Below are 25961 nucleotides of genomic sequence, written 5' to 3'. Positions count from 1 at the left end.
ATCTGACCGGACTCGATCCGCAGAAAACTTGTTCGTTGACAAACTTCAATTTCACGTCATGATTGACCCATGTACTCGACATCCAACGGGACTTCCGGTCCGTCTCCCACCGTCGCCGGTGAGTCGGCAGACTCGCGCACATCGCACGACGTGGGCGACCCCGACTTCGATTCCTTCCCGCTCGTACCCAAGGGAAACAAGTACGAGGATTTCGAGGTGGGTCGGTCGATGACCCACCACTGGGGAAGGACACTGACCCAGGCCGACAACGTGTCATTTTCGACCGCGACCTGCGCGTGGCTGCCGGTTCATCTGAACGTCGAATATGCTCGGGCGCAGGGTCATCCCGACACGGTCCTGAACCCGATGCTTGTGCTGTGCACTGCGGTCGGGCTGTCCGTGGAAGATCTCAGCGAGAGTGGAGGCCCGTTTCTCGGTATCGACGACTGCGTCTTCGGCAGTCCCGTGTATCCGGGTGACACCATCACGGCGAGTTCGCGGGTGTTGAGAATGCGCACGTCCGCCAGCAAGCCTGGCGTCGGCATCGTTACCTGGCACACGACCGCGACGAACCAGCACGGCCAGCCCGTCGTGGAGTTCGTCCGCACCAACCTCGTTGCCTCCCGCGCCAAGCCACCGACAACAACACCGACTTCGAAAGCAGGAGAAAACCATGCCCACTAGCCGACTCCGCCGCAGCGAACTGTCCACTCCCGGACACAGCCCCAAGATGATCGCCAAAGCCGCTGCGAGCGACGCCGACCTCGTTTTCCTCGACCTGGAGGATTCTGTCGTTGCCGCCAAGAAGATCGAGTCGCGGCAGAACATCATCGAAGGTCTCACCACCCTCGACTGGGGTTCCAAAACCCGCGCCGTCCGCATCAATCCCGTCAGCACCCCCTGGTGCCACGGCGACATCGTCGACATCGTCACCGCAGCCGGCAACAATCTCGACGTCATCATCATTCCGAAGGTCTTCGGTCCCCGAGATGTCTGGTTCGTCGAAGACCTTCTGACGCAACTCGAGACCCATCTCGGCCTCGAGGTCGGTCGGATCAAACTCGAGGTCCTCATCGAGGAGACCGAGGCCCTCTCCCGCGTCGAGGAGATCGCTGCCTGCTCCCCTCGTCTCGAGGCCCTCATCCTCGGCGTCGGCGACCTGTCCGCCAGTCAAGGCATCCGGCTCGGTCACATCGGAGCCGCCGCCGAGGGCGTCTACGGCTACCCCGGCGACGTGTGGCACTACGCCCGCAACCGCATGATCGGCGCCGCACGTGCCCATGGGCTCGACGCCGTCGACGGCCCCTACGGCGCGATCTCCAACCCCGACGGCTACGAGCGCGAAGCCACATGGGCCGCAACCCTCGGCAGCGTCGGCAAATGGGCCATTCACCCCAGCCAGATCGCCATCGCGAACCAGGTGTTCGCACCCACCCCCACCGAAATCAAACGTGCCACAGCGGCCGTACGCGCCGTCGAAGAAGCCGAACAAGCCGGACTCGGCGCTGCAGCGTTCGAGGGCATGATGATCGACGCCGCGACCACTCGGATCTTCGTTGCGGTCCTGGAGCGGGCCCGGCAATGCGGTGTCGCATGACTGCCCCCGCGACCGGTCCACTGCGCGGGATCAAGGTACTCGACCTCACCTCGATGCTCGCCGGCCCGTTCACGACGATGCTGCTCGCCGACCTCGGTGCCGACGTCGTCAAAGTCGAGCCGCTGACCGGTGACCGGACACGAGGCGTAGGACCGTTCCGTGAAGAGGACGATCCCGCACAAGCACTAGGCGGATACTTCCAGTCCGTCAACCGCGGGAAGCGCAGCATCGTTCTCGATTTGAAGAGCAGCGAGGGAGCGGAGCGGTTCCGCGACCTGGTTCGGGTCGCCGATGTGGTCGTCGAAAACTTCTCCTCCGGCGTCATGGAGCGGATGGGTCTGGGATACGAGGCCCTCGCCGAGGTGAATCCCCGGATCGTCTACGGGGCGCTGCGCGGATTCGGCGACGCCCGCTCCGGTGAGAGCATTTACGACTCGTGGCCGGCGTTCGATGTCGTCGCACAGGCCATGGGCGGCTTCGCCGGAATCACCGGCCTCGTGGACGGTGCGCCGCTCAAGGCCGGACCGGGAATCGGGGACATCTTTCCCGGCACGCTGCTCGCCCTGGGCGTCGTGGCGGCCGTCCGACATGCGGAACATACCGGCGAGGGGCAATTCCTGGATATCGCGATGTATGACGCCGTCCTCGCTCTCTGCGAGCGCATCGTTTACCAGCACTCCTACCTCGGAGAAAACCCGAAGCCCATGGGCAACGGACATCCCTTGTTGGCACCGTTCGACATCATGCCGACGCAGGACGGATGGATCGCGGTCGCCGCACCCAGCGACAAGCACTGGCGAATCCTCACCCAAACCATGGGATGCCCGGAACTCGCCGACGACCCCCAGTTCGCCGACAACACCGCCCGCGTGGTCAACGTCGTCGCGGTACGAAAGATCCTCGGCGAGTGGCTCGCCGAACGGCCGACCGCGGACGTGGTCGCCGCACTCGGCGGTCGCGTTCCGATCGGACCAGTCAACACCGCAGCCGACATCTTCGCCGACGAACACGTTCGGACCCGGAAGATGCTGGTCGAGGTCGAGCAGCCCGGGTCCACCACGCCGGTGACGATCGCCGGCAGCCCACTCAAGTTCAGCTCGACACCGGCATCGGTCCGGGGCCGCGGCCCCAAGTTGGGCGAGCAGAAACCCGACGCCGTCCTCGCCGAATGGACCGCGACTGATCAGGACCGGTCGGTGTCGGCGACAAAGGGAGACGAAAGCCATGACTGAGCACCACAACGCGGACAGCGCGATACTCGGCGCCCACGGCTGGTTCGAGGACTTCCGGCCCGGCCAGAAGATGCGGCACTCACGCGCGGCGACCGTCGGCGAGCTCGAGGGCAGCGGGCCGGCGAAACAGGTGATGAACACGGCGCAAGCGCATTTCAACGATCATTTTTTGAAGGGGTCGCCGATGGGTGACGAGCGCCTCGTGTTCGGCCTCGCAACGGCGTCCCTGGTGTACGGACTGGCCTCCCAGGACACGGCCGAGCACGCCGCCGCCGAGCTCGGCTGGTCGCAACTACGGTTTCGCGCACCCGTCCACCACGGCGACACGATCAGCGCCTTCACCGAAGTCCAGTCAGTCACTCCGGGCGATGCACCCGACGCGCCGGGCACAGTCGTGTTCCGCCACTGGGGGCGCAACCAGAATGGCGACGTCGTCTTCCAGGGCGAGCGGTCGACATTGATGCGGCGTCGAGCTTCCCAGTCCACTGCCCTATGACGACCCTGACTGACGAGGTCATCTCGAGGGTCCGGACCATCGGACATCTCTCCGACGACGTCGTCGCCGGCGCTCGCCATTGCATTCTCGACACGCTCGGGGTCGCGATCGGCGGTATCCACGAGCCCGTGACCATACACGTTAGGGCCGAGGCGCTCGAGGAGGGCGGTCGGCCGCTGGCAACGTTGTGGGGTACCGGCGAGCGGGTCTCTCGCAGCCAGGCTGCTCTGGTCAACGGCACCGCAGCACACGCCATCGATTTCGACGATGTCGTTTCTCGGATGGACGGCCATCCCTCTGCGCCGCTGCTGCCCGCGCTGTTGGCGACAGCCGAGAACAGCGTCCTCAGCGGTCGTGCCTTCATCGAGGCCTTCGTCGCCGGTTTCGAAACCGAGGCCCTCGTAGGCCAACTGATGAAACCCTCCCACTACGCTCGCGGTTTCCACGCGACCGCCACCGTCGGCACCTTCGGTGCGGCGGCGGCGGTCGCGCACGCCCTCGGGCTCGATACCGGCGAGTGGTCCCATGCGTTCGGCATCGCGGGTGCGCGAGCCGCCGGCCTCAAGTCCATGTTCGGCTCTATGACGAAGCCGCTGCAGGTCGGCGCGGCGGCGGAGAACGGTATGCGGGCCGCAACGCTCGCTGCCCGCGGGCTGACCGCGCACCCGGACGTCCTCGGGACAAGCCAGGGCTTCCTCGACACCCAATCGGACGCGACTGGTACGCCGGCGGCATGGGACTGGACGGGATTCGCCATTTCGGATGTTCTGTTCAAGTACCACGCGGCGTGTTACCTCACGCACTCGGCGATTGAGGGCGCACTGGCGCTCCGAGACGCCGGGGTTCGGCCGGAGCAGGTCGAGACCATCGAACTCCTGGTCCCGAGCGGCCACCTGAGTGTGTGCAACATCGACGAGCCGACAACGCCGCTCGAGGGCAAGTTCAGCTTGCGATTCACTACCGCCATGGCGCTTGCGACCGGCGACCTGAGCGAGCAAGCCTTCTCGCCCGCCACGTTGACCGACCCTCGTGTCGTCACCCTTCGTAACCGCGTCACCGTCAAGGCCCGCAGCGACGAGAGCCGATCCACCGTCGTCCGGCTCACCGACGTTGAGGGTCGCGAACAGAACGTCGAGGTCGACGTCAATCGGCCTGTTCCCGCGCATCGGCTGGGCGGACGCTGGGACTCGTTGGTCGCGAAATTCCACTCGCTCGTCGATCCGGCTCTCGGCGGTGACGCTGCCCATCGCATCGTGACCGAAGTTTCAAATCTGGCCGACGCGGAGACTGTCGGACCCTTGGCGGTCGCGTTGTCGCCGCACACTCGAACCCCTCGGTAATTCGGTGGGCAGGTTGTCGCACGCTCTCATGTAAAGCGTTGTGCCCCGAACCCGCTCGGCCGATACACAGCCGAYGATCGCTGCGCAGCACGCACCACAGCATGAGCCCTCTCGTCACCACAATGAAACGGAACTACCTCCGAATCAGCGAGAGATGTTTGGCAACTTGATATTCGAGCCCCCAACATCGCTCCCGTTGGCGTGACAGAACACCTTGACAATCCTAACTGATCGGCAAACAATGTTGTGACGCAGATAACGTCGAGGAGAGCGTCACCTCCACGCCGTCACGCACAGGAATCCCGCGACGGGAAGCACCATGACGCCCGCGTGCGAACAAAAGACCCCCACACGAAGACACGCGCAGCCGATCCGGCCGAAGCGCCAGGCAAATGGAGTGGTGCCCTGAAACGTAGATAGCAGACCTGAACCATTGCTCTTCCACTAACGATTGGTCGTTGATGATGTCCCCAGTCAAGAAAACCGTTGCCGATGATGACCGCGAGAGTGCGGAATGGAGAAGAGGAGGACGAACAGTCCTATTCAGTGCTATCGGATACGGATCCGCAGCAGTACTTTTCGTCCTCACCGCGAGCGTATTCGTCAAACCCACCATGCAAGCAACAGGGTGGAGCACAAGTGAAGTCCTGGTCTCGCCGATAGCCATCTTGCTGTTGACGGCCTGCGGGCCGCTTGCGGGACGTATAGCAGACCAGTGGGGCGCCCGTCGCACCATCGTGACCGGCCTCGTCCCGTACATCGTCATGCTGGTTCTTTTCGCGACGTTGCCCATCAATAAATTCACCTTCTATGGGTTGGCCGTAGCAATCGGCATCGTCGGGTCATTTGCATATATGGTCCCGTTCAATCGCGCGGTGGCCTCCTGGTTCGATAAGGGCGCAGGAAAAGCCTTCGGCCTGGTCGGCGTGGGTTCGGCTGTCACACCACTGCTCGCAATACCGCTCGTGACGCTCGCGATTTATAACATCGGCTGGCAGGCAGGGTATTTGATTCTTGCGGGTTTCGCGCTGCTGATTTCGATGCCGGCTGTGCTCTTTGGAATAAAAGAGCGGCCTCATCAGGAAGAAGACGTCCCCGTCAGTCGCGGATCGGAGTCCGCGGCGGACTTGTCCACACCCCTCAGCGTGAAGGCGGTACTCCGCACGCCTCGCTACTGGGTATTCTCGTCCAGCATTGTCGCGGTGACAGCGGCAACAACGGCGTTCATCGCAAACCTACAGCCGATGCTCCTCGATGGGGGCGTAAGCCTGGCGGTAGCAACAACCGTGACAACCCTGTTCAGCGTCGGAATGGTCATCGGCCGTCTAGGCGGCGGTGCGTTGCTCGACATCTTCCCTAAGCACAAGGTAGCAGTAGCTGTCACGATTCTGCTCGTCGCCGCTCTAGGCGCCCTTACGATGACTGTCGCCGGCTCCGTCCCGATTGCCATAACTGCGATCGGAGTCATGTTGGTTGCAGCAAGTTCCGGGGCAGAGGCAGACTTCGGTGCGTATTTCCTCTTGAAAGAATATGGCCGCACCAATTTCGGGTCGTTGTACGCAACCGCACTGGCGTTCAGCGGCATAGCAGGCGTGTCATATCCCTACGTATTCAGCTTTATCCGGGATTCGACGGGCAGCTACTTCTGGGCGACGATCGCCGGCGCGGCGGCCTTGGCCCTCGGGGCGCTAGCCATCCTCATATTCGGCCTGACCGGACCCCGCGGTTCGACAAATTCATCCGACTGGACACAGTCCTCAACAGATCGAGACACCGTCAGCGCAGTTTGATGGACGCGCGGGGCCATGAAGTTGTCAACTGCATCCGTTGATTTCAGCTGTGGCAAGAGGCACAAGGGTCACCCTTCGAATCAATTACCGCCAACAGGCGGACACGAGGGTGACCCTTGCCATGGTCCTGTACGGCGTGTCTTGGATGAAGATCCACCGTTTTCGAAGCCCCTGTCACCCACAAGCGCCGTCACCACCGAGAAGCCCATGACCGTAAATCATCGCCGATACGGCGTACTGCAGCACACAGAATCCGATCTATCAGCCGCGGAATCGGAGCAGCCGAATCAATCAGCACCCACGACGCCGCCGAGGACTTCCGTCGGTGCTCGACCGGACCACTGCCGAGGACCGTTCGATCGTCCCGGCGCGGGTCGCTCTGAATTGAAGGTCGAGGCCACCGGCGTCCGGCGATCGAGCGATCGACCGGGGTCCGCGCGCCTGACGAAACCCGCATCGCGCAGATACGAAGACGGGACTGGCACATACGACCGATTCCGAACAGGATGCAACTCCCCCGCCACCGAGACGACTGTGCCGCCGATGGTGACGGCGGTGGTGAACAGTGTCCCCATAGGCCCGTGTCACGTCCGGGCGAGGTCGGCGATTGTCCCCGCCGCGAACATTCCGGTGACCCGTGATTCGATCATGCGGTCGGCGTTGGATCCTCTGCCCGAGCACCCGCACCCCCCGGTCCTCGGCCGCAGTCGACACGCCGTCCACCGCGCAATTACCGCTACCTCCCCAACCTGGGGCGGTAGCCGTGGTTCACGTTCGAGCGAGACTCGGATCGCTCAGATCGCGGATTGCCGCATCGAGCACAAGAATTCGCTGAGCATCGCGTACGTGCAAGCTCTCGATCATCTTCCCATCCACGACAATGACACTTTCGCCTGCGGCCAGTGCCTGTTCGTACGCCGACACCACCACGTGTGCATGCTCGACTTCCGCCGCGGAGGGGCCGAATACGTCGTTCGATGGCTCGATCTGGGAGGGATGAACGACGGTCTTACCATCGAACCCCATATCGCGGCCCTGTTGAGATTCGGCCGCAAAGCCCACCTTGTCGCCGATGTCGTTGAAAACACCGTCCAAGATCACTTTACCTGCCGCCCGCGCACCCAATACAGCAAGAGACAACGCAGTCGACACCGGTGCGCGACCGGGCCGGCTGATCGCATGCAAGTCGTTGATCAAGTCATTCGTACCGACAATGAGAACGGCAAGGCGGTCGCTGGCCGCAGCGATCTCTTCGGCTCGTAGGAAGGCTGCCGGCGTCTCGATCATGACCCACAGCTTCAACCTGGGTGATGCGCCTGCCGCTTCGAGATCGGCGGACAGCATTCGAACCTCCTCGGCCGATTCGACTTTCGGCACGAGGATCCCGTCGGCCTCGGTCTGCGCCACTGCGGCGACATCGCTCCGGTGCCATTCGGACCCTATACCATTGATTCGCACCACGATTTCTCTCGGTTGATACACGCCCGAGTCGACCGCTGCGCACACCCGCTCGCGTGAAGCGACCTTGGCGTCATCGTTCACCGCGTCTTCGAGATCGAGAATCAGTACGTCGGCAGCCAGACCTGCAGCTTTATCCAGCGCGCGAACATTGTTGCCTGGTACATAAAGAGCAGTACGACGGGGGCGAATCTCGGGGATCATCAGATTTGTTTCCTCTCGACCGGCAGTTCGGGTTGCGTGACCTCGGCACCCAGCGTCCTCGGAGGCGCTCGCCCGAGATCAGCGGGTGTGACCTACCCACGAGGGGCGGCGCGGAAGGCGGTTTTATTGTTATTCAACTAGCAATTAATGTCAACTGCCCGCTCCCAGGCATCTAGGCGTGCCACAGCTCCGTCCTCAGCTCGACGGACATGCTGCGTAAATCATAGTTGCTTGACAATCTATAAACTTCCTACACACTGATACCCGTGGCTGGAATCACCCCCCACGGGGGTCGGGGTAGGCGGCATCTCGCCAGTGCCGATGGCTCCGAGCAATATCGACGCGCGAATGGGAGTCCCAGCCGCCGTCCATCTACGCCCACGGGAGGCCCAATCTTATGAGGACACGCGCAGCTGTGCTGCACGAATCACCCGGCTCATGGAGTGTCGAGGAGGTATTGCTCGATGCTCCGCAAGAAGGCGAGATCCTCGTCGAAATGGTGGCGACCGGCTTGTGTCACAGCGACGACCACATCGCGACGGGCGATATGCCGGCCACCCATTTGCCGATCGTGGCAGGACACGAGGGTGCCGGCATCGTCAGGGAACTGGGACCGGAAGTGAAGGGGCTCGAGATCGGCGACCACGTGCTGACATCCTTCATCCCGGCGTGCGGCCAATGCCGTTGGTGCGCCAGCGGAATGCAGAATCTGTGCGACCGTGGTGCGCTCATCATGCAGGGACATCAGCTCGATGGAACCTTCCGCATGCACACCTCCGACGGCCGGGACATCGGAACGGCAGGGTTACTCGGCACCTTTGCCGAGTTCCAGGTCTTCGACCAGCAGTCCGTGATCAAGATCGAGAAGGATATTGCACTCGAGATCGCCTGCCTTGTGGCATGTGGTGTCCAAACCGGTTTCGGGTCCGCTTCGGAGGCGGGTGCCGTGAGGCCGGGCGACACGGTTCTCGTCGTCGGAGTCGGTGGCATCGGCATGAACGCGGTTCAGGGCGCACGCGCGGCCGGCGCAGCACACATTATCGCCGCGGATCCCGTTGCGCAGAAGAAGCGATGGGCCCTCGAGTTTGGTGCGACCGAGTCACATGACTCCATCACCGCCTCGATGGAGCGCATCTGGCACCTGACCAACGGCCAGGGCGCGGATGTCGTGATTCTCTGTCCGGGCGTGGTGACCAACGCCCTTCTCGGCGAGAGTTACGAGGCCGTCCGCAAAGCCGGCACCCTGGTAGTGACGGGCATTGGCCGCGAATCCGAGGAGGCGGTCATCCCAGGTCTCAACGCTAACGCTCTGGCACTGCCGCAGAAGCGCATCCAGGGCGCCCTGTATGGCATGAAGTCGCCGCGCCAGGCGATGCCGATGCTGTTGGACATGTACCGCGCCGGCAAGCTCATCCTCGACGATCTGGTCACCGCCACCTACACCCTCGACCAGATCAATCAAGGATTCGACGACATGCGTCGCGGGCGCAACATCCGCGGCGTCATCCACTTCGCTCAGTAGACGTGCGATACGCACTCTCATCGAGGGAGCACCTCGACCATGCGAACGGACATGTGGTCCAGCCCGCGCTAGGATCTCATCCCTGAGTGGAGCGCTGGTCTGCCATAATTTCTGTCCAGCGAAGACTTGATCAGTGCGCTCTTCGTCCTCGGACTCGCAGTGGGTGGCCTCTCGATCGCGACACGAGGCGCTGCGCTATCGCCGCACCATCACGATCGAGAACCCTGGAGGATCGTCTATCGCAAGCGCTCCTGAGCGCACTAATCCGTTATCCACACCTAACACTGGGGCCGACAGCATGTGGCCGCCGGTTCGTCGCCGAACAACCGGGGCCGAAAAGCAGCACCGTCCGTCTAGTTCTCGTATCGGACGAACCCCACCGGCCACGTAGGGAGAACACACAATATGYCCGGCACGAACAACGTTCGACCCACCGAAAAGACGCGAATGCTCAGTTTCGCGCTCCAATGGCAACAATACGGCGGTGGTTCCAACGAGGAAATCTACGTAAACTTCGGCCTGTCCCCCATGCAGTACTTCATGCGACTGCTCAGAATTCTCCGAAGCCCCACAGATCTCGATATGAGTGTGATCTCAGAACTCAATGCGATCTGCGCCAGCCGCCTCGACACCGAACGAGCCCGACATCACGACGAGGCGGGTCACCCTGGCGACGAGAGATAACCAAATGCTGTGGATCGAGGGTCGTCAGGCGACCTCGGTCACGGGTGTCCGGTACGCGGTTCCGAGGTCGTTGCGTTCCGAGGAGCTTGTCCGTTGAAAAGGCGCAGTGGCCTGCGCCACCGCTACCAGATGTGGCGCATTTACGACGGACCTGGACCGGGCTCGGGCTTGGGCGGCCTCGGTCGATCGTCTACGGAGGAACCGATGCATGCGCCCGGTACGTCGGCACGCTGACAAAATTCTTCAGGGCCAATACCCGCGTTGACAATCAACGTGGACCGAGTATTGGCCGTCTCGCTGGCTGGCTGGACGGCCAGGAACCCGAGAAAGCCGAGCCCAATATCCAGGAGGCGACGCAGCTGCACCGAGGGAGGCCACTCCGTCGTGACCAGTTTAATCAGTCCGCCATCCCCGACCTCCTACGCTGGACGGTTTTTCCGCTGTCCTGCGCTCGACGGTGTCTTCCGCTGCCCTGCGCTCGACGGTGTCTTCCGCTGCCCTGCGCTCGACGGTGTCTTCCGCTGCCCTGCGCTCGACGGTGTCTTCCGCTGCCCTGCGCTCGACGGTGTCTTCCGCTGCCCTGTGCTCGACGGTGTCTTCCGTCGACGACCGCGGCCGAGATGCTGCATGCACTGCTCAATGTAAAGCGTGAGTAAGGCGATCGGGTCGGTGCCCTCAGGATCGAGCTGCCACAAGTAACCGACTCCGCGCAGGTGCGCGATGATCGCCGTTGCTTGCTGCTCAGGGTCTACTCCCGGCTCGATCGAACCGTCCTCGATTCCGGTCCTGATAATCGATGCAAGTTGAGACCGGAAATCGCGGTGGAAATTCTCGAACCTCGCGCGTAGGTCCGGGACCGGCCTGAGCGCCTCGAACATCAGGGCGTACATAACCGCCAGTGACCATGGGTCGCGTTCATAGGCATCCCGGATTTTTGTGAGTAGGACCCGTAGAGTCTCGAGCCCGTGCAGCCCGTCCGTGTCCGACAACTCCGTATCGAGACTCCAGTGCTCTTCAATCTCGTCAACGAGCACTTCGAGGAGTTTGGGCTTCGATCCAAATCTGGCCGTCGCGAGACTCCGGCTATAACCGGCCCGTTCACCAACAGCGGCCAATGTCATCATCTGATAACCGCACTCGACCACGAGATCGCCGGCCGCACGGATGAGCAGGCGCGTCGAGCGCTCGGATCGGACTTGATGGCCGTTCGGCTCATTTGGATTCGCCACGAGTCAATTATAGTTGATTGACAAGAACAGGCTTCCCATGAACCAGGAGACACTCACACGCTGTGCCGGATCGGCGGGCCAGCAAGGTGACTATGGGCTGCCTCGCATTAACTCGCCCGGTCCGAGCCATGCCGGCTGGGGCCGCGTTGAGGTTGGCCGAGCATCTCGGATCCCGGGGCCGCGGGTCGGGCCGAATGCTTCCAACAGAAGTCAAGGGCGCGGGCCCAGGTTCTAACCCGCCAAGCTGAGGACTTCCACACGTCTCTTGCGCGGCCGGCCTTCAGTCCGGTTCGAACTTCAGACTCTGTCGGTGTTAAACCCAGACACTGGGCGGGTTGCGGGCTCGGCCAGAGGACACGTGTCGAGCACCGCCGCAAACATCCGGGGCAGTCTATCGCCCACCCGATCGGAACCTACCTGTTGCCGCTGCGGGCTCGTCGCCGCTCCGCGACCGCCTTCCGCGCGATCTTCAACTGCTCCGCGACCACCGCCGGATCGTCCTAGTCGTCGATCGGAACCGCGGGCTGCGCGAGCGCCTCGTCCCGACGGGCCCAGCGCTGCTGCTGATACTCGAGCACCTCCCGCAACAGCAACCGGTGCCGGGTGCCGACCCTCTCCGCCGGCAACTCCCCCACATCGATCAACCGGCGCATGTCGGCCGGCTCACCCCGAGAAGATCCGCGTACTCGTCCGCCAACTCCTCCAGGCGGCGTTTGGTGTCCTCATCGAGCCGGAAGACGTGCCGTTTCCCGAACGGCTTCCCCTGCGGACTCGGCACCCTCCGAGCGGCAGGCGGGTGGGTGGCCTGGTTTGCGGCCGCGGTCTGCCGGCGGGTGTTCCGGGCGAGGAGCAGGTCCCGGTTCACGTCCCGACGGTAGATCTCCTCGGTCACCGCCTCTCGAGGTCTCGCGGGTTCGCCAGGAGCTGGCGGGCGGCCAGGCGCATGAGTTCGGCGCGGTCGGAGTCGAGCCGACCGGCGAGGGCGTCGAGCTGCCGGCGCAGGTCGTCGTCGAAGTGCACGTTCGTGCGCGGGCCGAGGGTCTCCGGGGTCAGGTCACGGGCGGCCCCGATCGTGGCCAGGTCGGCGGCGAGGTCTCCCGGGTCGTCGAGGAGTCGGCGGACCGCGACCCGGATGGCCGCGGCGGTGAGGGCGTCACCGTTGCGACCGATCAGCTTCTCGAGCCGGACCAGAGTGGAGCGATTGAGATACACGCGGGTGCGGAACTTCAGATCGGTGCGTCCTCGCGGAGCACCGCATGCCCGGCCTTGCGGTGTGGGCCGGTGGTTATCGTCCTTCGACCAGTTTGCCGTCGACACGCCGCGAGACCAACGGCTCGGCGCCGAGTCTGCGGTCGATGTGGATGAGGGTGACCTGTGTGATCGCCGCTGCGASCGAGCTTTCGAACGCCGCGCGGGCGTGGGCTGCGCACCGGCTCACCGMACCCTTCTCATAGAGCCGYGCGATCGCCGCGGGCGGTGTGAACCTGCCTCCCATCCGGTCCTGCCCGCTGATCCCACGGAGCCGGCCCTCCCACCACCGACGCACCGCCTGCTCATGGGCGATCGACGCCGGTACTTCGACGTCGACGATGCGCACGTCGGTGTAGTCGTGCKCACTGAGCTGGGCCATGAGGATGYCMCCKWGCGGACCCCATTGCAGGGTGCCTTCGATGACGACGTTCTCGCGTCGTTGCAGGCACACCTCGCGGACGTCGTCGATGACTTCGGTGGATTCGGCGTGGACCAGGGCCGCGAGTTCCCGGGGGGCTATGGGGTGCGCATCGGCGAGCGTCGTCGACAGCAGGTCCGCGTAGTGACCGTCCGCGATGGCGCGGCGCAGGAGTTCGTCCTTGACGATGTCCGCGTCCAGATATCGGTAGCTSGTATCGACCAGGTSAYGCTCACGCAGCGCCGTCGACTTRCCTGCCCCCGGTGGCCCCGCAGAAATTATCGCGGCGCAGTGCCCGTCGCGATCGGGCTCCGCGAGGTCGAGGTACCACTCGATGACCTCCTGCAGCGTCCGGTCTCGCCGGCGATCATTCGCGTACAGGTCGAGGGTGCTCCSGCCACTGYCRGGGTGCAGCGGCTGCCCGTGTTGACCCAGGTGYACCAATTGYCGAGAAACTKCCTCGCGCARTGGTTCTSMGGCCACRCTCACCGCCGGGCCGCAGCGCGCTGCGCCTGCCGTGCGGTGCGGGTGCTGTCGAACARSACGTCCCACTCGTCGTCGGAGAGCAAACCCCGCCGATACGCCCGCCGCACCTCATCCCAGCTGCCCTTGGCGTACGCGTCCATCGACTGGTCGCCTTCGGTGGGTACATAGCCGTAGGTGTAGTTCCAGTGCACCAGCGTGTCCATCATCTCGTCATCGGTGATCACCCCGGCCGAGCGCTGGTAAATCACCTCCTGCGGGGTTCGCTCGAGTTCGCCGGGCTGCTGCAGGACCCGTTGTGCGAGCCGGTGGACCTGCGTTGCCGAGATTTCCAGGAGATCAGCGATCTGGCGCAGCGTGAAACCCTCGTTCTGCGCCTTGTCGATCAGCCGCAGTCGGTCCAGCCGCAGGAGGTGTTCGCGCGCGGAATTGGCAGCGAGAGCACTTCTGGTATCGGTGATGGTCATATCCACCCCTTTCTGAACTCTTGTCCCAAATTGTAACACCAATATGGAAAATCCGACCTGCTGATGGGAGCAGTACCGCCCGGTCCGATTCAGACCCGCGCCGGCCCGCCACACGGTCTCGCACGTCGGCGGCGGGTAGCCCGGCCGACCCGGACGCATCCGCGATGCGGCACGCACGCCACCGTCCGCACGCGATTGCGCCTCAGCCCTCGACGCGCCGGCGAGAAACCGGCGACGAACTACTACGACCTGCCACCCTCCCGGGGCCCGCAACGGGACGGCCYGCCACCCGCGCCGGAAACCGCCGGCATCTCCGATGCCCGGAGGCGGTCGCGCACGCAGGCGAGCACGGCGAGTTCACGCTCGAGGTCGGCCRGTAGCGATCAGAATCGTGCCGCCCCGGATGGCGCCGAGAAGAACTCCGGCAGCACGGCACTCGTGGGCCAACACTTTGCTTCGGGGGACATGCTGTCACCGCAGGTCCGATGCCCCACCCTGCGAACCAGTCCTCGACCGGACGAATCACCGGTCGTCCTGCCGGTCGGGTGTCTGCGGCCCGTACTGTGTGCCCCATGTCCGCACGCCCCGGCAGCAACCGCACCACCGACGCCGCGCTGCCGTCCCTGGCCACCGACGATGCCTCCCCGGCTCCCCACATCCTCGCGGCGGCGGCTCACACCGGAACGGACATCGAACTGCGGATCCACACCTCCATCACCCGGTTCGACGTCGCCGCCGAACAGTGGTTCCCCACCGTGGCCGGCTTCGTTGTCACGGTCATCGTGCACACGCACGACGCGGCAACCGGCGGGCCACGGTATCTGCCGCCCGCCGAACCTGCCGAGTGGGCGCGGGCGATCTTCTCCACCGCCGGCGCCGCGCATGGCTACTTCCTCGGCGCCGTCGACCCGAACACCGGCACCCACCGGCGCGGACAGCTCGCCTACCGCCTCTACCTCGACACCGACCGGCAGCCGATACCCGTGCCGCGGCAGCTGGTCACCTGCCCGCACTACCTACTACCTGGCCTCGACGGCAGAGCCGAGATCACAATTCCCACCACGGCCTGACCCCCACGGCAGAAGCCAGACGCCGCGGCGCCGACCCCACTCGGCCGCACAAGGCCGACTCGACGCCATCGGGAAAGCCTGCGAACGAAGACCTTTCGGATCGCCGACTGCAATCCCGGTTTTCGTGCGGCCGCCCTTCGCCACGACGACGACCTCCGAAACCCAACCCCTCCCCAGCCCCGCCGGCCACACATCGTCGCCACCGGCCACACCCTCGGGTCAGGTCAAATCCTCGGTGGGAGCGGAGGCGGCATTGTCCTTGATCGACGCAATCCCGTTCTGGGCCGCCGCCTTCGAGGTGTACCCCTGGCTGGCCGCGATGATCTCCCCGTTGGCTGCCTTCAGGTGAAACCGGAACTTGCCGCCGGTGTCCTTGAAAAGCTCGAACTTCGCAGTCATCGCCCCTCCTCCGCGTGAGCCCACGCCGGTCGCGGACACCGTCCCCTCACGGTAGGCCCGACAAACGCTCATCGGCGGCGGAACCACCATTACGGCGGCGCACTTGACCCCCAGCCGGGGCATGTCATCTTCGCAGGTCAGTCGATTTGATCGGCCTCGGTGTCCCACCGCACCGGGGCGGAAAGCACTGCAATCGAGATCGGGCCAACGCATCACACCGAGCCGACGAGTTCGAAAATAGTGTGATGGTGTGGATCACAATCCCTGGACTTCCCCACCGTGGCTCACGAAGATCACTCATGCGCCGCTCGTCACTACGTGCAGGTTGACCGTGTAGCGCCCCTGCCAGCTGATATTCAGCGTTGGCGGGGGCTGCGCTTGGCTGTCCCCCAACACAACCCACGCCGCCACGACTGCCACAGATATCCCCGGGCCCGCGATTTCCGGCCGACGGTGTCACTCATGAGACAGTCGCCGCCGCCTCGACCGTGGCCCGCCTATTCGGTGCTCGACCGACAAGCCGACACCCATCCCGGCGGTGTCAGGGTGCACCCAGCCTCGGCAACCCGATACGCCCAGCACCAGCGACGAACTCCCCCTTGCCCTCCTAGGCTGAGTACCGCCGGGAGGCGGATCAGTTCAACACCTGGTCCGTCCTGCCACCCTGGGGAGAACCCTGCAGCCCGGTCGCCCCTCGGGGGCGCGGTCTCTGAGTGGTTCTTCCACCGGCCAGGGTCGGTCTACCCGGCGGATCCTGGCGTGCTCGGGTCGGCAATGAGGTCGTCGGTGTCGGCGAAGACCAGGCGACCGTCGTCGAGGGCGACAGCCCATCGATGCACCGGAGCCCAGGCATGCCCGCCCTCCTCGGTGTCGGTCAGCTCGGCGTAGTCCTCGATGATCCGACCGGTCTGCGCCGGTTCGGACGTCGCCTACGCCACCCGACTACGAGACGCCGGGCTCCCCTCGCACACTCCACCAAGCGCCCGGCGCCTACCACGGCTTCGATCTGGTCGAAAAGAAGACAGGCATCGCACGGGTCTACCTCCAGTCACAGATAATCGCGCTGACTACCGCTCTCGCCCCCAACGATGGGCTTACACCGTCCTGACGGCCTGACTGACAACCTCAATCAACCAGTCCGGTCGGTACTTCCCGAGGAGATTCGGTTCGATCTCACGATCGGTGTTGGGTGGTCCGAAACCTGGGACATCGAGCAACGAGTACCGCTAGTGACGACAGACCCGGACCGCGACAAGTGGGCGGCGGTCTATGCGGGCACCGTCGTTCAGCACGCAATCCTCTCGCCCATACAACGGCCGCGGACAACGTCCCGAAGAGGGCAGTGCGGCCTTGCCCGGGGACGGCTGATCCCTGAATATGGGAAACGACGCCGCGACCAGAATCACCGGCGTTGAACCGATCGCCCTGTCATTCGGTGAAACGCGCGGACCAGAGCCGGATAGTTTCATCGGTGGCACCGTGCGAGCGCACCCACCCGCGCACTCCGCCTGGGTGCGTATCCCAGTGCGACAGGACCCCTTCGATGGCGGCGGGGACGGCGCCGCGGAGGTCACGGTCGTGGGGATGCGCCCGGCCGAGTTCGGGAGCAAAGCGGGTGATCCGCGCCAGGACGGCCGGCATGTGTTCGTTGGTCAAGACATAGTCGGCGACGATGTCGCCGGGTTCGACGCCTGCGATGCGCAGCAAGAGAGCCACGGCGATTCCGGTGCGGTCCTTGCCCGCGGCACAGTGAAGCAGCACCGGTCCGGGGGCGGTGGCCGCGACCCGCAGGACGTCCGCGAGTTGCTCCCCCGCGTTGATCAGGATCCCCTGGTAGATGTCGGCGAGCCGGGCACCCTGGCTGGGCGCGGTGACTTCGGTGTCGGTGAGCAGGGAGATCAGATGCACCGCGGTGCCGTCGGACTGCAACGGGTGTGCACGGGTGGCGAACTCCCGGGGGCTGCGGAGATCGACGACGGTCCGGACCGGCCATTCGGCGACGGCGGTGGGGTGGGCATCGCCTGGGGCGGGCAGCGCGCTGCGGTACAGCACTCCGGGACGTGTCCGGCGCCCGTCGGCCGCGGGCAGGCCATCCAGATCGCGGAGATTGGGGAGAACATCGATGTCGGTCACCGTCATATGAGCTTCTTCCTGAGATAGGAGGCGGCGCGGTCGAGGGTCACCACGACCACGAGCACGACCAGGACGATCGTGAGGACATTTCCGTACTCGAAGAGCCGGAGTTGCTGGGTGAGTTCCATGCCGATACCACCGGCGCCCACGATGCCGAGCAGCGACGCGGCGCGCACATTCCCGTCGAGCACGAGGAGGGTGTAGCTGGCGATGGTCGGCACGGACTGCGGCAGCAGGACCCAGCTGATGCGCTGGGAGCGGGTCGCACCGGCCGCGGCGGCCGCCTCCCAGGCCCGCATGTCCATGGTCTCGAAGATGTCGGCGAACAGCCGGGCCATCCCCGCCGCCGACCCGATGATGATCGCCAGGGTGCCCGCGAGTGGGCCCAACCCGACCGCGGAGACGAACAGCAGCGCCCACATCAGCTCGGGGATGGCCCGGGTGACATTGATCGACGTTCGCGCCGCGTGGTGAAGCCAGGCCTGACCGAACACCGAACGGGCCGCGAGCAACGCCCACGGCAGCGCGAGGAGGACACCGACGGTGGTGCCGATGACCGCGATCGCGAGGGTCTCACCCATCAGGGTGACCGCCGTCGGGAGGATGGACAGGTCGGGCGGGAACATGCGGCCGACGAAATCGGTGATGTGCGGGATCCCGTCGAGCAGGGCAGCGGCGGAGAATTCAGTGGCCTGCGCCGACCAGAGGATCACCACGGCGGCAACGAGGACGCCGGCACCGGTCTGCCAGGACGGCCGACGCAGCGCGGCGAGGTCAGACGTCGACATCGGCGTCGACGGAACGCGTTCGGTATCGAGGGACATCACCGCACCCCCATGAGCGCACGGTCGGGTTCGGCGTAGAGCAGATCGAGATCGGCGGTCGTGACGGATGCAGTGGGGCAGTCGAAGACGAGGCCGCCGGCACGCAAACCCACCAGCCGGTCTGCGACATCTCGCGCCAAGTCGACGTCGTGCAGATTCAGTACCGCGGTGAGTCCCTCGACACGCGCGAGTCGCACGATGTCGTCGACGACGCCGCGGGCGAGAACCGGATCGAGGTTCGCGACCGGTTCGTCGGCGAGCAGCATGTCGGGATGCTGCGCGAGCGCGCGGGCGATCGCCACCCGCTGACGCTGCCCACCCGACAGTGCGTCCGCGCGCTTGCGCAACTGGTCCTCGAGTCCGAGGCGGCGGACGGCCTCGACGGCGATCTCCCGGTCGGCGCGCCGCACGAAGTGCACAAGGCTCGGCAGCAGCGGCTGACAGGCGAGACGCCCGATGAGCGTGTTGGACAGCACCGTCGCACGTTCTACGAGTTGAAACTCCTGGAACACCAACCCGACTCGCGCGTGGGCACGACGCTTGGCGCGGCCACGCAGCCCGCCGCGATCGATTCCGTCGTGCAGCACCCGCCCCGATGTCGGTGCCGCGAGACCGGCGAGGCAGCGCATGAGCGTCGACTTCCCGGCGCCGCTGCGACCGAGCACCGCGACGATCTCGCCGGGCGCCACCCGCACCGACACCTCCTGCAGGGCCGTGGTGCCGTCCGGATACCGGTAGCTCACCGCGTCGGCCTCCACCCGAGGCACTCCGTGTCGTGTGGTCGTCATTTCCGCGACAGCTCCTCGAGGTTCACACCGAGTTCGGTTGCGGCGTCGCGGAAGATTGCGAAATCTCTGTCCTGTGCCGTCTCGAATCTGGTCGCGCCGACCACCCCGAGGGCCGCCGTGTTGTCTCCGCCCACGAACGCGTCGACGATGCCCTGCTCGATCGCGGGGTCGAGCCCCTTGCGCGCGATGATCACCAGGGAGACCGGGATGGGGTCGGACTCGGCGACGATCCTCTGCGCGGTGCCGTCGATGACGCCCTTGTCGACCATCGTCTGGTACGAGGACCGGGCGTCCGCGGCGCAATCGACCGAGCCCTGCTTCACCGCCAGTTCGGCGGTGTCGTGGCCGCCCGCGTAGCTGCCCTCGATGTCGGTGTCGGGGTCGATGCCCGCCCGCTTCAGCAGTAGCTTGGGAATGTAGTTGCCACTGGTGGACCCGGCGTCGACGAACGCGATCTTGCGGCCGCGGAGGTCGTCGATCGAATCGATGCCGGTACCGGTGCGGCACACGAACACCGAACTGTAGGCGGCGCCCTTCGCGACCACGAGCGGCTCGACACCGGCAACGGCCTCGGCGAGCGGCGTCGGGAAGGGGCTGAATGCGGCGACGTCGATAAGTCCGGACCGCATCGCCTCGACGATCGACAGGTAATCGCTCGTCGGCTTCACTTCCACCGACGTGCCCGCCCCGTCCGCGATCAGCGAGGTGATCGGGGCGAACTTCGCCTGCAGGTCCGCGTTGGCTTCCGCGGGCGGCAGCCCCACCTTCAGTACATCGGGTGCGCCGTCCGGGGCGGAGGAGTCGCCGCAGGCGGCGGCACCGCACAGCGTGACCGCACAGGCAGCGGCGGCCAGCGTGCGGCGCAGGGTCGGGTGGATGCTCACGGCGGGGCCTTTCCGAGAAGTATTCGAAGTTGATGCCCGAATATTCATCTAGACAAGTAGCGTAAACCACGCTCACGGATGTCCGGCAAGTGAATGGGTCTTGAACAGGTCATATGCGATTTGGTCGAAGCGCAGGCATCCTCGAATGTCCTCTAGACTTGCCGCATGCCAAGCAAAACGTCCGCAAGCCGGGTACCGCTCTACCGACAGGTGCAGGACGTCCTCCTGCAGCGACTCGACAGCGGCATGCTGGAACCGGGAGACCGGCTGCCACCCGAGACCGACCTCGCCGCCGAACTCCGGGTCAACCGGCTCACGGTCCGCCAAGCGATCGGCGAGCTGACCCGCGCGGGCCGACTGGTGGCGCGGCAGGGGTCGGGCACCTTCGTGGCTCCGCTACCCCAGCACTTCCCCATCGAACTCGCCGCCAGCTACATCGGCGGTCCCGACGGACTCGGCGCCGCCTTCACATCAGTCGGCCGCACGTTGAGCGAGACGCCCGTGGGCAGTGCGATCGTGCTCGGTGGCACTGCACCCCAGGCCGAGGAGTATCTGCCAGGCCGCCGGCTACGCCGCATCGACACCGTGCTCGCGGTCGACGGCGAACCCTGGTTCGCGAACTCGGTGTGGATGGACGATCGCCGGTTCGCCGGCATCGACCGGCACCTGCAGGACGGCGTCCCGCTGTACACGGTGTGGCGCGACGTCTACGACGTGCGACTGAAGGCCGCCTGGAGATCGTTCGCCGCGGCGGCTGCGTCACCGCGCGTGGCGGAGATACTCGAAATCCCTCCGGGCGCACCGGTACTGCTACGTGAGGGCCTCAATCTCGACGAGGACGGCAGCCCGACTGTGTACATCCACCGGTCGTGCCGCAGCGACCGCGTACGGTTCGTCGCGAACTACCTACAAGCGGACTGAGCCTCCGAACATCTTGTCGCCCAAGGCCAAAGGCAGAGGCCCGCGAGATCGTTCAGTGGCGAACAGCTCGACCAATGAGGGCACTCATGGTTCTTATCGACTTCATGGACCGCTACGGCATCCAGGCGCAGCCCTCTCGGTGTCGGACCCAGGATTCGAATTCCTCACCGGAACAGAAGCAGCCGAGATGTCGCGCTACTGCAACACCTACACCGCCGATCTGTTCAAGCAGCATCCCACCCGATTCGGTCGCCTGGCCGTACTGCCGATGCGCGATACCACCGCCGTCATCCGGGAACTCGAGTACGCGCTCGACACCCTCCACCTCGACTGGGTGGGCCTACTCTCGGCCTACGAAGGCGCCTACCTTGGCGATCCCCGCTTCGAACCACTGATGCTCGCCCTCAATGCCGGTCGGCATATGTGTTCGTCCACCCCGCGGCCATTCGCGCCGACGCAAAACCCGAACTCCCCCTTCCCGACTTCCTCGAAGAGTTCACTTTCGAGAACCCACGGAAGTAAGCACAGAGCAGCCGGCGTATTTGGTCACGAACGGCGACGCCCCGCATAAAGCTCAACCTCCGCCACCTCGTCAGAAACGACTCGGCCCGTTCCCGAAGTGGTCTAAACGGTCACAGTGGGCCAGAGATGCTTCCAACATCCGTAAGACCGTGTCATCGACTTTCCGGCGGAGGTTGCTGCGGTGCGGCATCGCTCGATTTCGCCGATTCCACTACCCATGCCGCAATCTGTGCGCGTGAGTTGAACCCCAGCTTCGTCAGGAGATGCTCGACGTGCCCCTGCGCGGTGCGGGGCGAGATCGCCAGGCGCGCTGCGATCTCCTTGTTGGTCAGTCCTTCGGCGATCAGAGCGGCGACCTCACGCTCGCGCTTGGTCGGCGTGACCGATGGACTAGCTGCTGAAGCAGGGAGTTTTGGAATCTGCTCGCCCAGGGCATAGGCGACCGCAGCCTCGAAACCGAGCATACTGCCCTCCCGGTGTGCCGCGGCGAAGGCCTGCTTAGTCATCGCCTGTCGAGTCTTACGTTCGAACTCGTCCTGGTACACGAGCATGTCCGGCAACAACACCGTCGAACTCCCTACTGAGCGACTGAGTTGCTCGGCGGCTCCAGCCAACATGACCCCGCGTCTGGGGTTCCCTTCCTCAGCTGCGATCCACGCCAGTGCTTGCATGCACATGCTGGCCTTCATTCGGTCGTTGACTTTCCTGCCTGTCTTCAGTGCCTGCACGAGTAGGCGAGTAGCTCGCGTGCGATCGCCTTTTCGCCACACCGCAACCGCTAGCGCCCACAATGTATGGGCCCGATGCACGGATTCGCCTCGCGCCTCCGTAATCGTGAGCACGTGCTCGTAGCATTCGATGGCCCGCTCGGTGTCGTTCTGCAGTTCGCACGTGATGCCGAGGCCGTCGAGAGCGAGGACCTGAAACAAGAGGTCGTCCCGTGCGATGTACACGCTGACCGCACTTTCAAGATGCAAGCGTCCATCGGACAGTTTTCCTCCGAACAGTGCGAGATATCCAGTGGCGTGGTCGATGTGTGCGCGAATCAAGGGGTTATTCGACTGGTCGACGAGCGTACGACAAGCTTCCACCAGGTCCGCCGACCCCTGAAGGTCACCCTGCAGTCCGCTCATCAGGCTATATGCAAATGTCGCTTTGGCTCGTTCGACAGTGAGGGTACCAACCTTGCGGGACAGAAGGCGACCGAGCCACCGACGCCCCTCGTTGAGCGACCCCTGGGAAAGCCAGAACGGGCATAGTGCGGCAGCGATCCGCAGTCCCGTTGCGGGATTGTCGGACACGCAGAAATCCAGCGCCTCGCGGATATTCGGTTGTTCCCGAGTCAGTCTGGAGATCAACGCGAGCTGCCGGGAGCTGATCCATTCGGTTTCCGCCTCGACCGCCAGCCGCTCACACCAGTCGCGGTGCCGACGGCGAAGCGCGATGTAGTCGCCGTTCTCCTGCGCCTTTTCCCGTCCGTAGGCGCGGACGGTCTCGAGCATTCGGAACCGCACCGCGGAGCCCGACTCTTCTCTCGTCAGGATCGACTTGTCGACGAGGAACGTCACGGTGTCGAGGAGGTCGTCTGCGTCGTCACCATCGCAGACCTGTTCCGCGGCCTCGAGATCGAAACTGCCCGCGAACACCGAGAGCTGCGCCCACATCCGTTGTTCCGCAGGAGTGCACAGGTCGTAACTCCAGTCGATGCACATCCGCAACGTCTGCTGCCGCGACGGCGCGTCCCTGCTGCCGCGAGTGAGGAGTAGGTAACGATCGGTGAGACGCTGCAGGATCTGATCGGGTGTCATCGCGCGAAGCCGGGCAGCCGCCAGTTCGATCGGTAGCGGCAGCCCGTCCAGCCGCTGACAGATTCGGGCGATAGTGACCTTGTTCTCCTCGGTGAGCTCGAATCCGGGGACTACGGCAGCGCCGCGTTCCGCGAAGAGGGTGACCGCATCGTTGCGGGGCAGTCCTTTCGGCAGGTGATCGGGATCAGGGACGGGCAGCGGGGGAATCAGAAGCGCGGTTTCCCCGCCGATTCCGAGCGGTTCGCGACTCGTCGCGAGAATTCGCAGCCGAGGGCACGCGCGCAGCAGGATTTCGGCGAGTTTCGCGGCCGCGGCCACCACCTGCTCGCAGTTGTCCAGCACGAGCAACACGTCACGCGGGGCAAGGAACTCGACGAGCACCTCGTGCGGGGGTCGCGCAGACTGGTGACGCAACCCCAGCGCGGCCACGACCAGGCCCGCCAGCAGCGTATCGTCGCGCAGCTCACCCAGTTCCACCAGCGTCACACCGTCCGAGAAGTTTCGTTGCGCCTTGGCGGCTGCGCGTAGAGCAAGTCGGGTCTTTCCCACCCCGCCGATTCCGGTCAACGTCACCAGCCGCGACGTCGACAACAGGTTCGTCGCCTCGGCCAGTTCCGTGCGGCGGTCGACGAAACTGTTCAGCTCCAGCGGAAGTCCACCCGTTCGGCCCGAATCCGCCGGTGACCACGACGGCCGGACTGACGCTGCGCATTGCACCGCGGCCGGTTCGGTGTGCATTGCCATCTCGTCGACCGGGAAGCCGTGATGCAGTTGGGACTCACGGAGTTGCCGACCCAGTTCCACGGCGGAGGGGCGGGCGCCGGCCTCGGTGGACATGGCACGTTCGATGACAGCGCTGACCCCCTCGGAAATGCCGTGTTCGCGCGGGTTGGGAACCGGCTCGGACGTGATCCTCAGGAACTGTGCCACCAATTGCTCACCGCTTCGGCGTTCGAACGCCGCATGACCAGTGATCGCCGCGAACAGGGTGGCGCCGAGGCCGTACACATCGGCGGCCGGACTCGGAGGCTCACCGGCGACCACCTCGGGGGCGGTGAACGCCGGCGAACCCGTGACGACGCCGGCCGTGGTTTCGAACCCACCGGCGATGTGGGCGATGCCGAAATCCGTCAGCGCAGGCTCGCCGTAGTCGGTGAACAGGATGTTCCCGGGCTTGACGTCGCGGTGCAGGATCCCGAGGCGGTGGGCAGTTTCGAGGGCGCCGGCCATCTTCACCCCGAGTCGCAACGCTTCGTCCAGCGGGAGCGGCCCGTGGCGCCGGATCCGCTCGTCGAGCGACCCCCCGGCGTGGTACGGCATCACGATGAAGGGCCGGCCGTTATCGGTGACACCGGCGTGGAAAACATTGACGATATTGGGGTGACCGGTCAGCCGGCCGGCCGCACGCTGCTCACGCAGGAACCGTGCCCGATTCTCCTCGTCGAGGTCTGCGGTGAGGACCTTCACCGCCACGGTGCGGTCGAGCGCAGCCTGCGTGCACCGGTACACGACGCCGAAACCGCCGCGGCCGATCTCCTGGGCATCCTCGAATCCGGCCGCCGCCAACTCCGCCGTGACCGAACCGGACACGTCGCGTTGCGTCGCGAATGGATCGACACCGGTCATCGGCTACATCGATTCATCCGACACAATACGTTGCAAAGGCACGGGCTTCTTTCACCCCTCAATCATGCATCCCCAACGATGTCGCGGGTAAGCCCGATCAGGCCAAGGGCGAGCAACATGGCGCCGAGTCACCGATGATGGCTCATTCGGTGGGACAGCTACTAAGCCTGGAGCCACCGATGTGGTGTCCGGGATGGGTGAGCCGAAACGACGAGATTCCCTTTGCTTGCTGAAAGAATTGGACTGCCTGTTGACGCGGCCACAGGCGGTAGACGTAGCGGCCGTCCCCTTTCACATCGCGAAGCCTGCACCTGCGGCGGATTGCAAAGGCACAGTCCTGCAAACGGGAGGCACGGGTGATCTTCAGATGCAAGGAAGGTGATTGTGTGCAGGCGCCCCGCAATATGGCYATCCACCACGCGTCACTCTATCCAACACAAACCACCTCGGTCACACCAGCACGCTCCGATCCGCGAAAACTGCTGAGCGCCCAATCGCCAACGCGCACCTTCCTGTGTTGAGCAACCCGAGCCCTCCGAATCACTGCGCCATGGCGACTTTTTACTGGCGCTTCAGGTTTTTAGACAAGGGGCGACCCCTGCGAACCGTGACGCCATCGGTCGGCGCTACGAGGGCTGGAAGGACGAACGTTTTCAACATCCGCGCAAGGGCAGGATCGCTGGGTTCCATGGATTCCATGCTGTTGAACAGTGCAAACTGCACAAGGGCGAGCCAAGTGTAGACTTCCGACGAGTTAAGGTCACTTCTCATTTCACCCCGGGTCCTCGCCTCTTTCAGAAAAGGCTCCCAAAGGT

Annotated in this window: 24 protein-coding genes and 2 pseudogenes; 11 read left to right on the top strand and 15 right to left on the bottom strand. The window is 64.7% G+C overall.

Annotated elements, in window-relative coordinates:
* Positions 1-69 precede the first annotated feature (69 nt).
* The 6 genes from AC1DWT_RS22680 (at position 70) to AC1DWT_RS22655 (ending at position 6455) form a co-directional block, all read left to right on the top strand.
* A complete protein-coding gene (locus AC1DWT_RS22680) occupies positions 70-684 on the top strand; it encodes a MaoC family dehydratase (RefSeq protein ID WP_477922301.1) in 615 nt (204 codons plus the stop codon).
* Positions 674-1597, top strand: coding sequence for an HpcH/HpaI aldolase/citrate lyase family protein (locus AC1DWT_RS22675; RefSeq protein ID WP_283334479.1), 924 nt, complete (start codon positions 674-676; stop codon positions 1595-1597). The genes AC1DWT_RS22680 and AC1DWT_RS22675 overlap by 11 nt, the downstream gene beginning before the upstream one ends.
* Positions 1594-2829 carry a CaiB/BaiF CoA transferase family protein gene (locus AC1DWT_RS22670; RefSeq protein WP_206016494.1) on the top strand — a complete coding sequence of 412 codons (1236 nt, stop codon included), beginning with the start codon at positions 1594-1596 and terminating at the stop codon, positions 2827-2829. Before AC1DWT_RS22675 ends, AC1DWT_RS22670 begins: the two co-directional genes overlap by 4 nt.
* Positions 2822-3325 carry a MaoC family dehydratase gene (locus AC1DWT_RS22665; RefSeq protein ID WP_477922299.1) on the top strand — a complete coding sequence of 168 codons (504 nt, stop codon included), beginning with the start codon at positions 2822-2824 and terminating at the stop codon, positions 3323-3325. Before AC1DWT_RS22670 ends, AC1DWT_RS22665 begins: the two co-directional genes overlap by 8 nt.
* Positions 3322-4665: an MmgE/PrpD family protein gene (locus tag AC1DWT_RS22660; RefSeq protein ID WP_477922298.1), complete on the top strand. Its 1344-nt coding sequence runs from the start codon at positions 3322-3324 to the stop codon at positions 4663-4665. The genes AC1DWT_RS22665 and AC1DWT_RS22660 overlap by 4 nt, the downstream gene beginning before the upstream one ends.
* Positions 4666-5126: 461 nt before the next feature.
* On the top strand, positions 5127-6455 hold the full coding sequence (locus AC1DWT_RS22655) for an MFS transporter (RefSeq protein WP_477922338.1): 1329 nt from the start codon (positions 5127-5129) through the stop codon (positions 6453-6455).
* A gap of 768 nt (positions 6456-7223) precedes the next feature.
* Here AC1DWT_RS22655 and AC1DWT_RS22650 read toward each other — a convergent pair.
* Positions 7224-8117 (bottom strand): HpcH/HpaI aldolase/citrate lyase family protein, encoded by an 894-nt coding sequence (locus AC1DWT_RS22650; protein ID WP_477922297.1) that lies wholly within the window; start codon positions 8115-8117, stop codon positions 7224-7226.
* A gap of 397 nt (positions 8118-8514) precedes the next feature.
* Between AC1DWT_RS22650 and AC1DWT_RS22645 the strand changes: the two genes are divergently transcribed.
* Entirely contained in the window at positions 8515-9639 is a 1125-nt protein-coding gene (locus AC1DWT_RS22645; RefSeq protein ID WP_477922295.1) for an NDMA-dependent alcohol dehydrogenase, read from the top strand.
* Between the two features lie 405 nt (positions 9640-10044).
* Complete coding sequence (locus tag AC1DWT_RS22640; RefSeq protein WP_477922293.1) at positions 10045-10323, top strand: DUF3263 domain-containing protein; 279 nt, start codon at positions 10045-10047, stop codon at positions 10321-10323.
* 419 nt (positions 10324-10742) lie between these two features.
* Here the strand turns inward: AC1DWT_RS22640 and AC1DWT_RS22635 are convergent, their stop codons facing one another.
* From AC1DWT_RS22635 to AC1DWT_RS22610, 6 genes are all read right to left on the bottom strand, one after another.
* Positions 10743-11552 (bottom strand): TetR/AcrR family transcriptional regulator, encoded by an 810-nt coding sequence (locus AC1DWT_RS22635; protein WP_477922291.1) that lies wholly within the window; start codon positions 11550-11552, stop codon positions 10743-10745.
* 500 nt (positions 11553-12052) lie between these two features.
* A complete protein-coding gene (locus tag AC1DWT_RS22630) occupies positions 12053-12205 on the bottom strand; it encodes a hypothetical protein (RefSeq protein WP_477922289.1) in 153 nt (50 codons plus the stop codon).
* Positions 12193-12417 (bottom strand): hypothetical protein, encoded by a 225-nt coding sequence (locus tag AC1DWT_RS22625; protein ID WP_477922287.1) that lies wholly within the window; start codon positions 12415-12417, stop codon positions 12193-12195. Before AC1DWT_RS22625 ends, AC1DWT_RS22630 begins: the two co-directional genes overlap by 13 nt.
* 23 nt (positions 12418-12440) lie before the next feature.
* Positions 12441-12764, bottom strand: coding sequence for a ribbon-helix-helix domain-containing protein (locus AC1DWT_RS22620; protein WP_477922285.1), 324 nt, complete (start codon positions 12762-12764; stop codon positions 12441-12443).
* A 73-nt stretch (positions 12765-12837) separates the two neighbouring features.
* Positions 12838-13665, bottom strand: coding sequence for a zeta toxin family protein (locus tag AC1DWT_RS22615; protein ID WP_477922283.1), 828 nt, complete (start codon positions 13663-13665; stop codon positions 12838-12840).
* A 41-nt stretch (positions 13666-13706) separates the two neighbouring features.
* A complete protein-coding gene (locus tag AC1DWT_RS22610; RefSeq protein ID WP_477922281.1) occupies positions 13707-14171 on the bottom strand; it encodes a winged helix-turn-helix domain-containing protein in 465 nt (154 codons plus the stop codon).
* 572 nt (positions 14172-14743) lie between these two features.
* On the opposite strand from AC1DWT_RS22610, the gene AC1DWT_RS22605 reads away from it, so the two are divergent.
* A complete protein-coding gene (locus AC1DWT_RS22605; protein WP_477922279.1) occupies positions 14744-15241 on the top strand; it encodes an N-formylglutamate amidohydrolase in 498 nt (165 codons plus the stop codon).
* 219 nt (positions 15242-15460) lie between these two features.
* Here the strand turns inward: AC1DWT_RS22605 and AC1DWT_RS22600 are convergent, their stop codons facing one another.
* The 6 genes and pseudogenes from AC1DWT_RS22600 to AC1DWT_RS22575 form a co-directional block, all read right to left on the bottom strand.
* Positions 15461-15640: a YegP family protein gene (locus tag AC1DWT_RS22600; RefSeq protein ID WP_005257571.1), complete on the bottom strand. Its 180-nt coding sequence runs from the start codon at positions 15638-15640 to the stop codon at positions 15461-15463.
* Between the two features lie 740 nt (positions 15641-16380).
* Positions 16381-16563, bottom strand: a pseudogene (locus tag AC1DWT_RS22595) (hypothetical protein); the annotation flags it as partial.
* A gap of 505 nt (positions 16564-17068) precedes the next feature.
* Positions 17069-17779, bottom strand: a complete 711-nt coding sequence (locus AC1DWT_RS22590; protein ID WP_477922277.1) for a tyrosine-protein phosphatase — start codon at positions 17777-17779, stop codon at positions 17069-17071.
* Positions 17776-18597 carry a phosphonate ABC transporter, permease protein PhnE gene (gene phnE / locus AC1DWT_RS22585; protein ID WP_477922275.1) on the bottom strand — a complete coding sequence of 274 codons (822 nt, stop codon included), beginning with the start codon at positions 18595-18597 and terminating at the stop codon, positions 17776-17778. The genes AC1DWT_RS22590 and phnE overlap by 4 nt, the downstream gene beginning before the upstream one ends.
* The gene (phnC, locus tag AC1DWT_RS22580) at positions 18597-19385 is read right to left on the bottom strand and encodes a phosphonate ABC transporter ATP-binding protein (protein ID WP_477922273.1); all 789 of its coding nucleotides are present in this window, start codon (positions 19383-19385) and stop codon (positions 18597-18599) included. Before phnC ends, phnE begins: the two co-directional genes overlap by 1 nt.
* Complete coding sequence (locus AC1DWT_RS22575; protein ID WP_477922271.1) at positions 19382-20269, bottom strand: phosphate/phosphite/phosphonate ABC transporter substrate-binding protein; 888 nt, start codon at positions 20267-20269, stop codon at positions 19382-19384. Before AC1DWT_RS22575 ends, phnC begins: the two co-directional genes overlap by 4 nt.
* Before the next feature lie 165 nt (positions 20270-20434).
* Between AC1DWT_RS22575 and AC1DWT_RS22570 the strand changes: the two genes are divergently transcribed.
* Positions 20435-21190 carry a GntR family transcriptional regulator gene (locus tag AC1DWT_RS22570; protein ID WP_477922269.1) on the top strand — a complete coding sequence of 252 codons (756 nt, stop codon included), beginning with the start codon at positions 20435-20437 and terminating at the stop codon, positions 21188-21190.
* A 55-nt stretch (positions 21191-21245) separates the two neighbouring features.
* On the top strand, positions 21246-21761 hold the full coding sequence (locus AC1DWT_RS22565; RefSeq protein ID WP_477922267.1) for an amidohydrolase family protein: 516 nt from the start codon (positions 21246-21248) through the stop codon (positions 21759-21761).
* 103 nt (positions 21762-21864) lie between these two features.
* Here AC1DWT_RS22565 and AC1DWT_RS22560 read toward each other — a convergent pair whose 3' ends face one another.
* Entirely contained in the window at positions 21865-25146 is a 3282-nt protein-coding gene (locus tag AC1DWT_RS22560; RefSeq protein WP_477922266.1) for a protein kinase domain-containing protein, read from the bottom strand.
* 561 nt (positions 25147-25707) lie between these two features.
* Positions 25708-25961: pseudogene (locus tag AC1DWT_RS22555) on the bottom strand (TetR/AcrR family transcriptional regulator); the annotation flags it as partial.

Source organism: Rhodococcus sp. P4_B6 (assembly GCF_056402215.1).
This window is presented reverse-complemented; position numbering and strand designations above follow the sequence as displayed.

What these genes read in the sequence shown, in the direction of transcription:
- AC1DWT_RS22660 (WP_477922298.1), top strand. Translation starts at nt 3,322, where the DNA reads ATGACGACCCTGACTGACGAGGTCATCTCGAGGGTCCGGACCATCGGA.
- AC1DWT_RS22645 (WP_477922295.1), top strand. Translation starts at nt 8,515, where the DNA reads ATGAGGACACGCGCAGCTGTGCTGCACGAATCACCCGGCTCATGGAGT.
- AC1DWT_RS22680 (WP_477922301.1), top strand. Translation starts at nt 70, where the DNA reads ATGTACTCGACATCCAACGGGACTTCCGGTCCGTCTCCCACCGTCGCC.
- phnC (WP_477922273.1), bottom strand. Translation starts at nt 19,385, where the DNA reads ATGACGACCACACGACACGGAGTGCCTCGGGTGGAGGCCGACGCGGTG.
- AC1DWT_RS22670 (WP_206016494.1), top strand. Translation starts at nt 1,594, where the DNA reads ATGACTGCCCCCGCGACCGGTCCACTGCGCGGGATCAAGGTACTCGAC.
- AC1DWT_RS22675 (WP_283334479.1), top strand. Translation starts at nt 674, where the DNA reads ATGCCCACTAGCCGACTCCGCCGCAGCGAACTGTCCACTCCCGGACAC.
- phnE (WP_477922275.1), bottom strand. Translation starts at nt 18,597, where the DNA reads ATGTCCCTCGATACCGAACGCGTTCCGTCGACGCCGATGTCGACGTCT.
- AC1DWT_RS22590 (WP_477922277.1), bottom strand. Translation starts at nt 17,779, where the DNA reads ATGACGGTGACCGACATCGATGTTCTCCCCAATCTCCGCGATCTGGAT.
- AC1DWT_RS22655 (WP_477922338.1), top strand. Translation starts at nt 5,127, where the DNA reads ATGATGTCCCCAGTCAAGAAAACCGTTGCCGATGATGACCGCGAGAGT.
- AC1DWT_RS22560 (WP_477922266.1), bottom strand. Translation starts at nt 25,146, where the DNA reads ATGACCGGTGTCGATCCATTCGCGACGCAACGCGACGTGTCCGGTTCG.
- AC1DWT_RS22665 (WP_477922299.1), top strand. Translation starts at nt 2,822, where the DNA reads ATGACTGAGCACCACAACGCGGACAGCGCGATACTCGGCGCCCACGGC.
- AC1DWT_RS22600 (WP_005257571.1), bottom strand. Translation starts at nt 15,640, where the DNA reads ATGACTGCGAAGTTCGAGCTTTTCAAGGACACCGGCGGCAAGTTCCGG.
- AC1DWT_RS22650 (WP_477922297.1), bottom strand. Translation starts at nt 8,117, where the DNA reads ATGATCCCCGAGATTCGCCCCCGTCGTACTGCTCTTTATGTACCAGGC.
- AC1DWT_RS22605 (WP_477922279.1), top strand. Translation starts at nt 14,744, where the DNA reads ATGTCCGCACGCCCCGGCAGCAACCGCACCACCGACGCCGCGCTGCCG.
- AC1DWT_RS22570 (WP_477922269.1), top strand. Translation starts at nt 20,435, where the DNA reads ATGCCAAGCAAAACGTCCGCAAGCCGGGTACCGCTCTACCGACAGGTG.
- AC1DWT_RS22630 (WP_477922289.1), bottom strand. Translation starts at nt 12,205, where the DNA reads ATGCGCCGGTTGATCGATGTGGGGGAGTTGCCGGCGGAGAGGGTCGGC.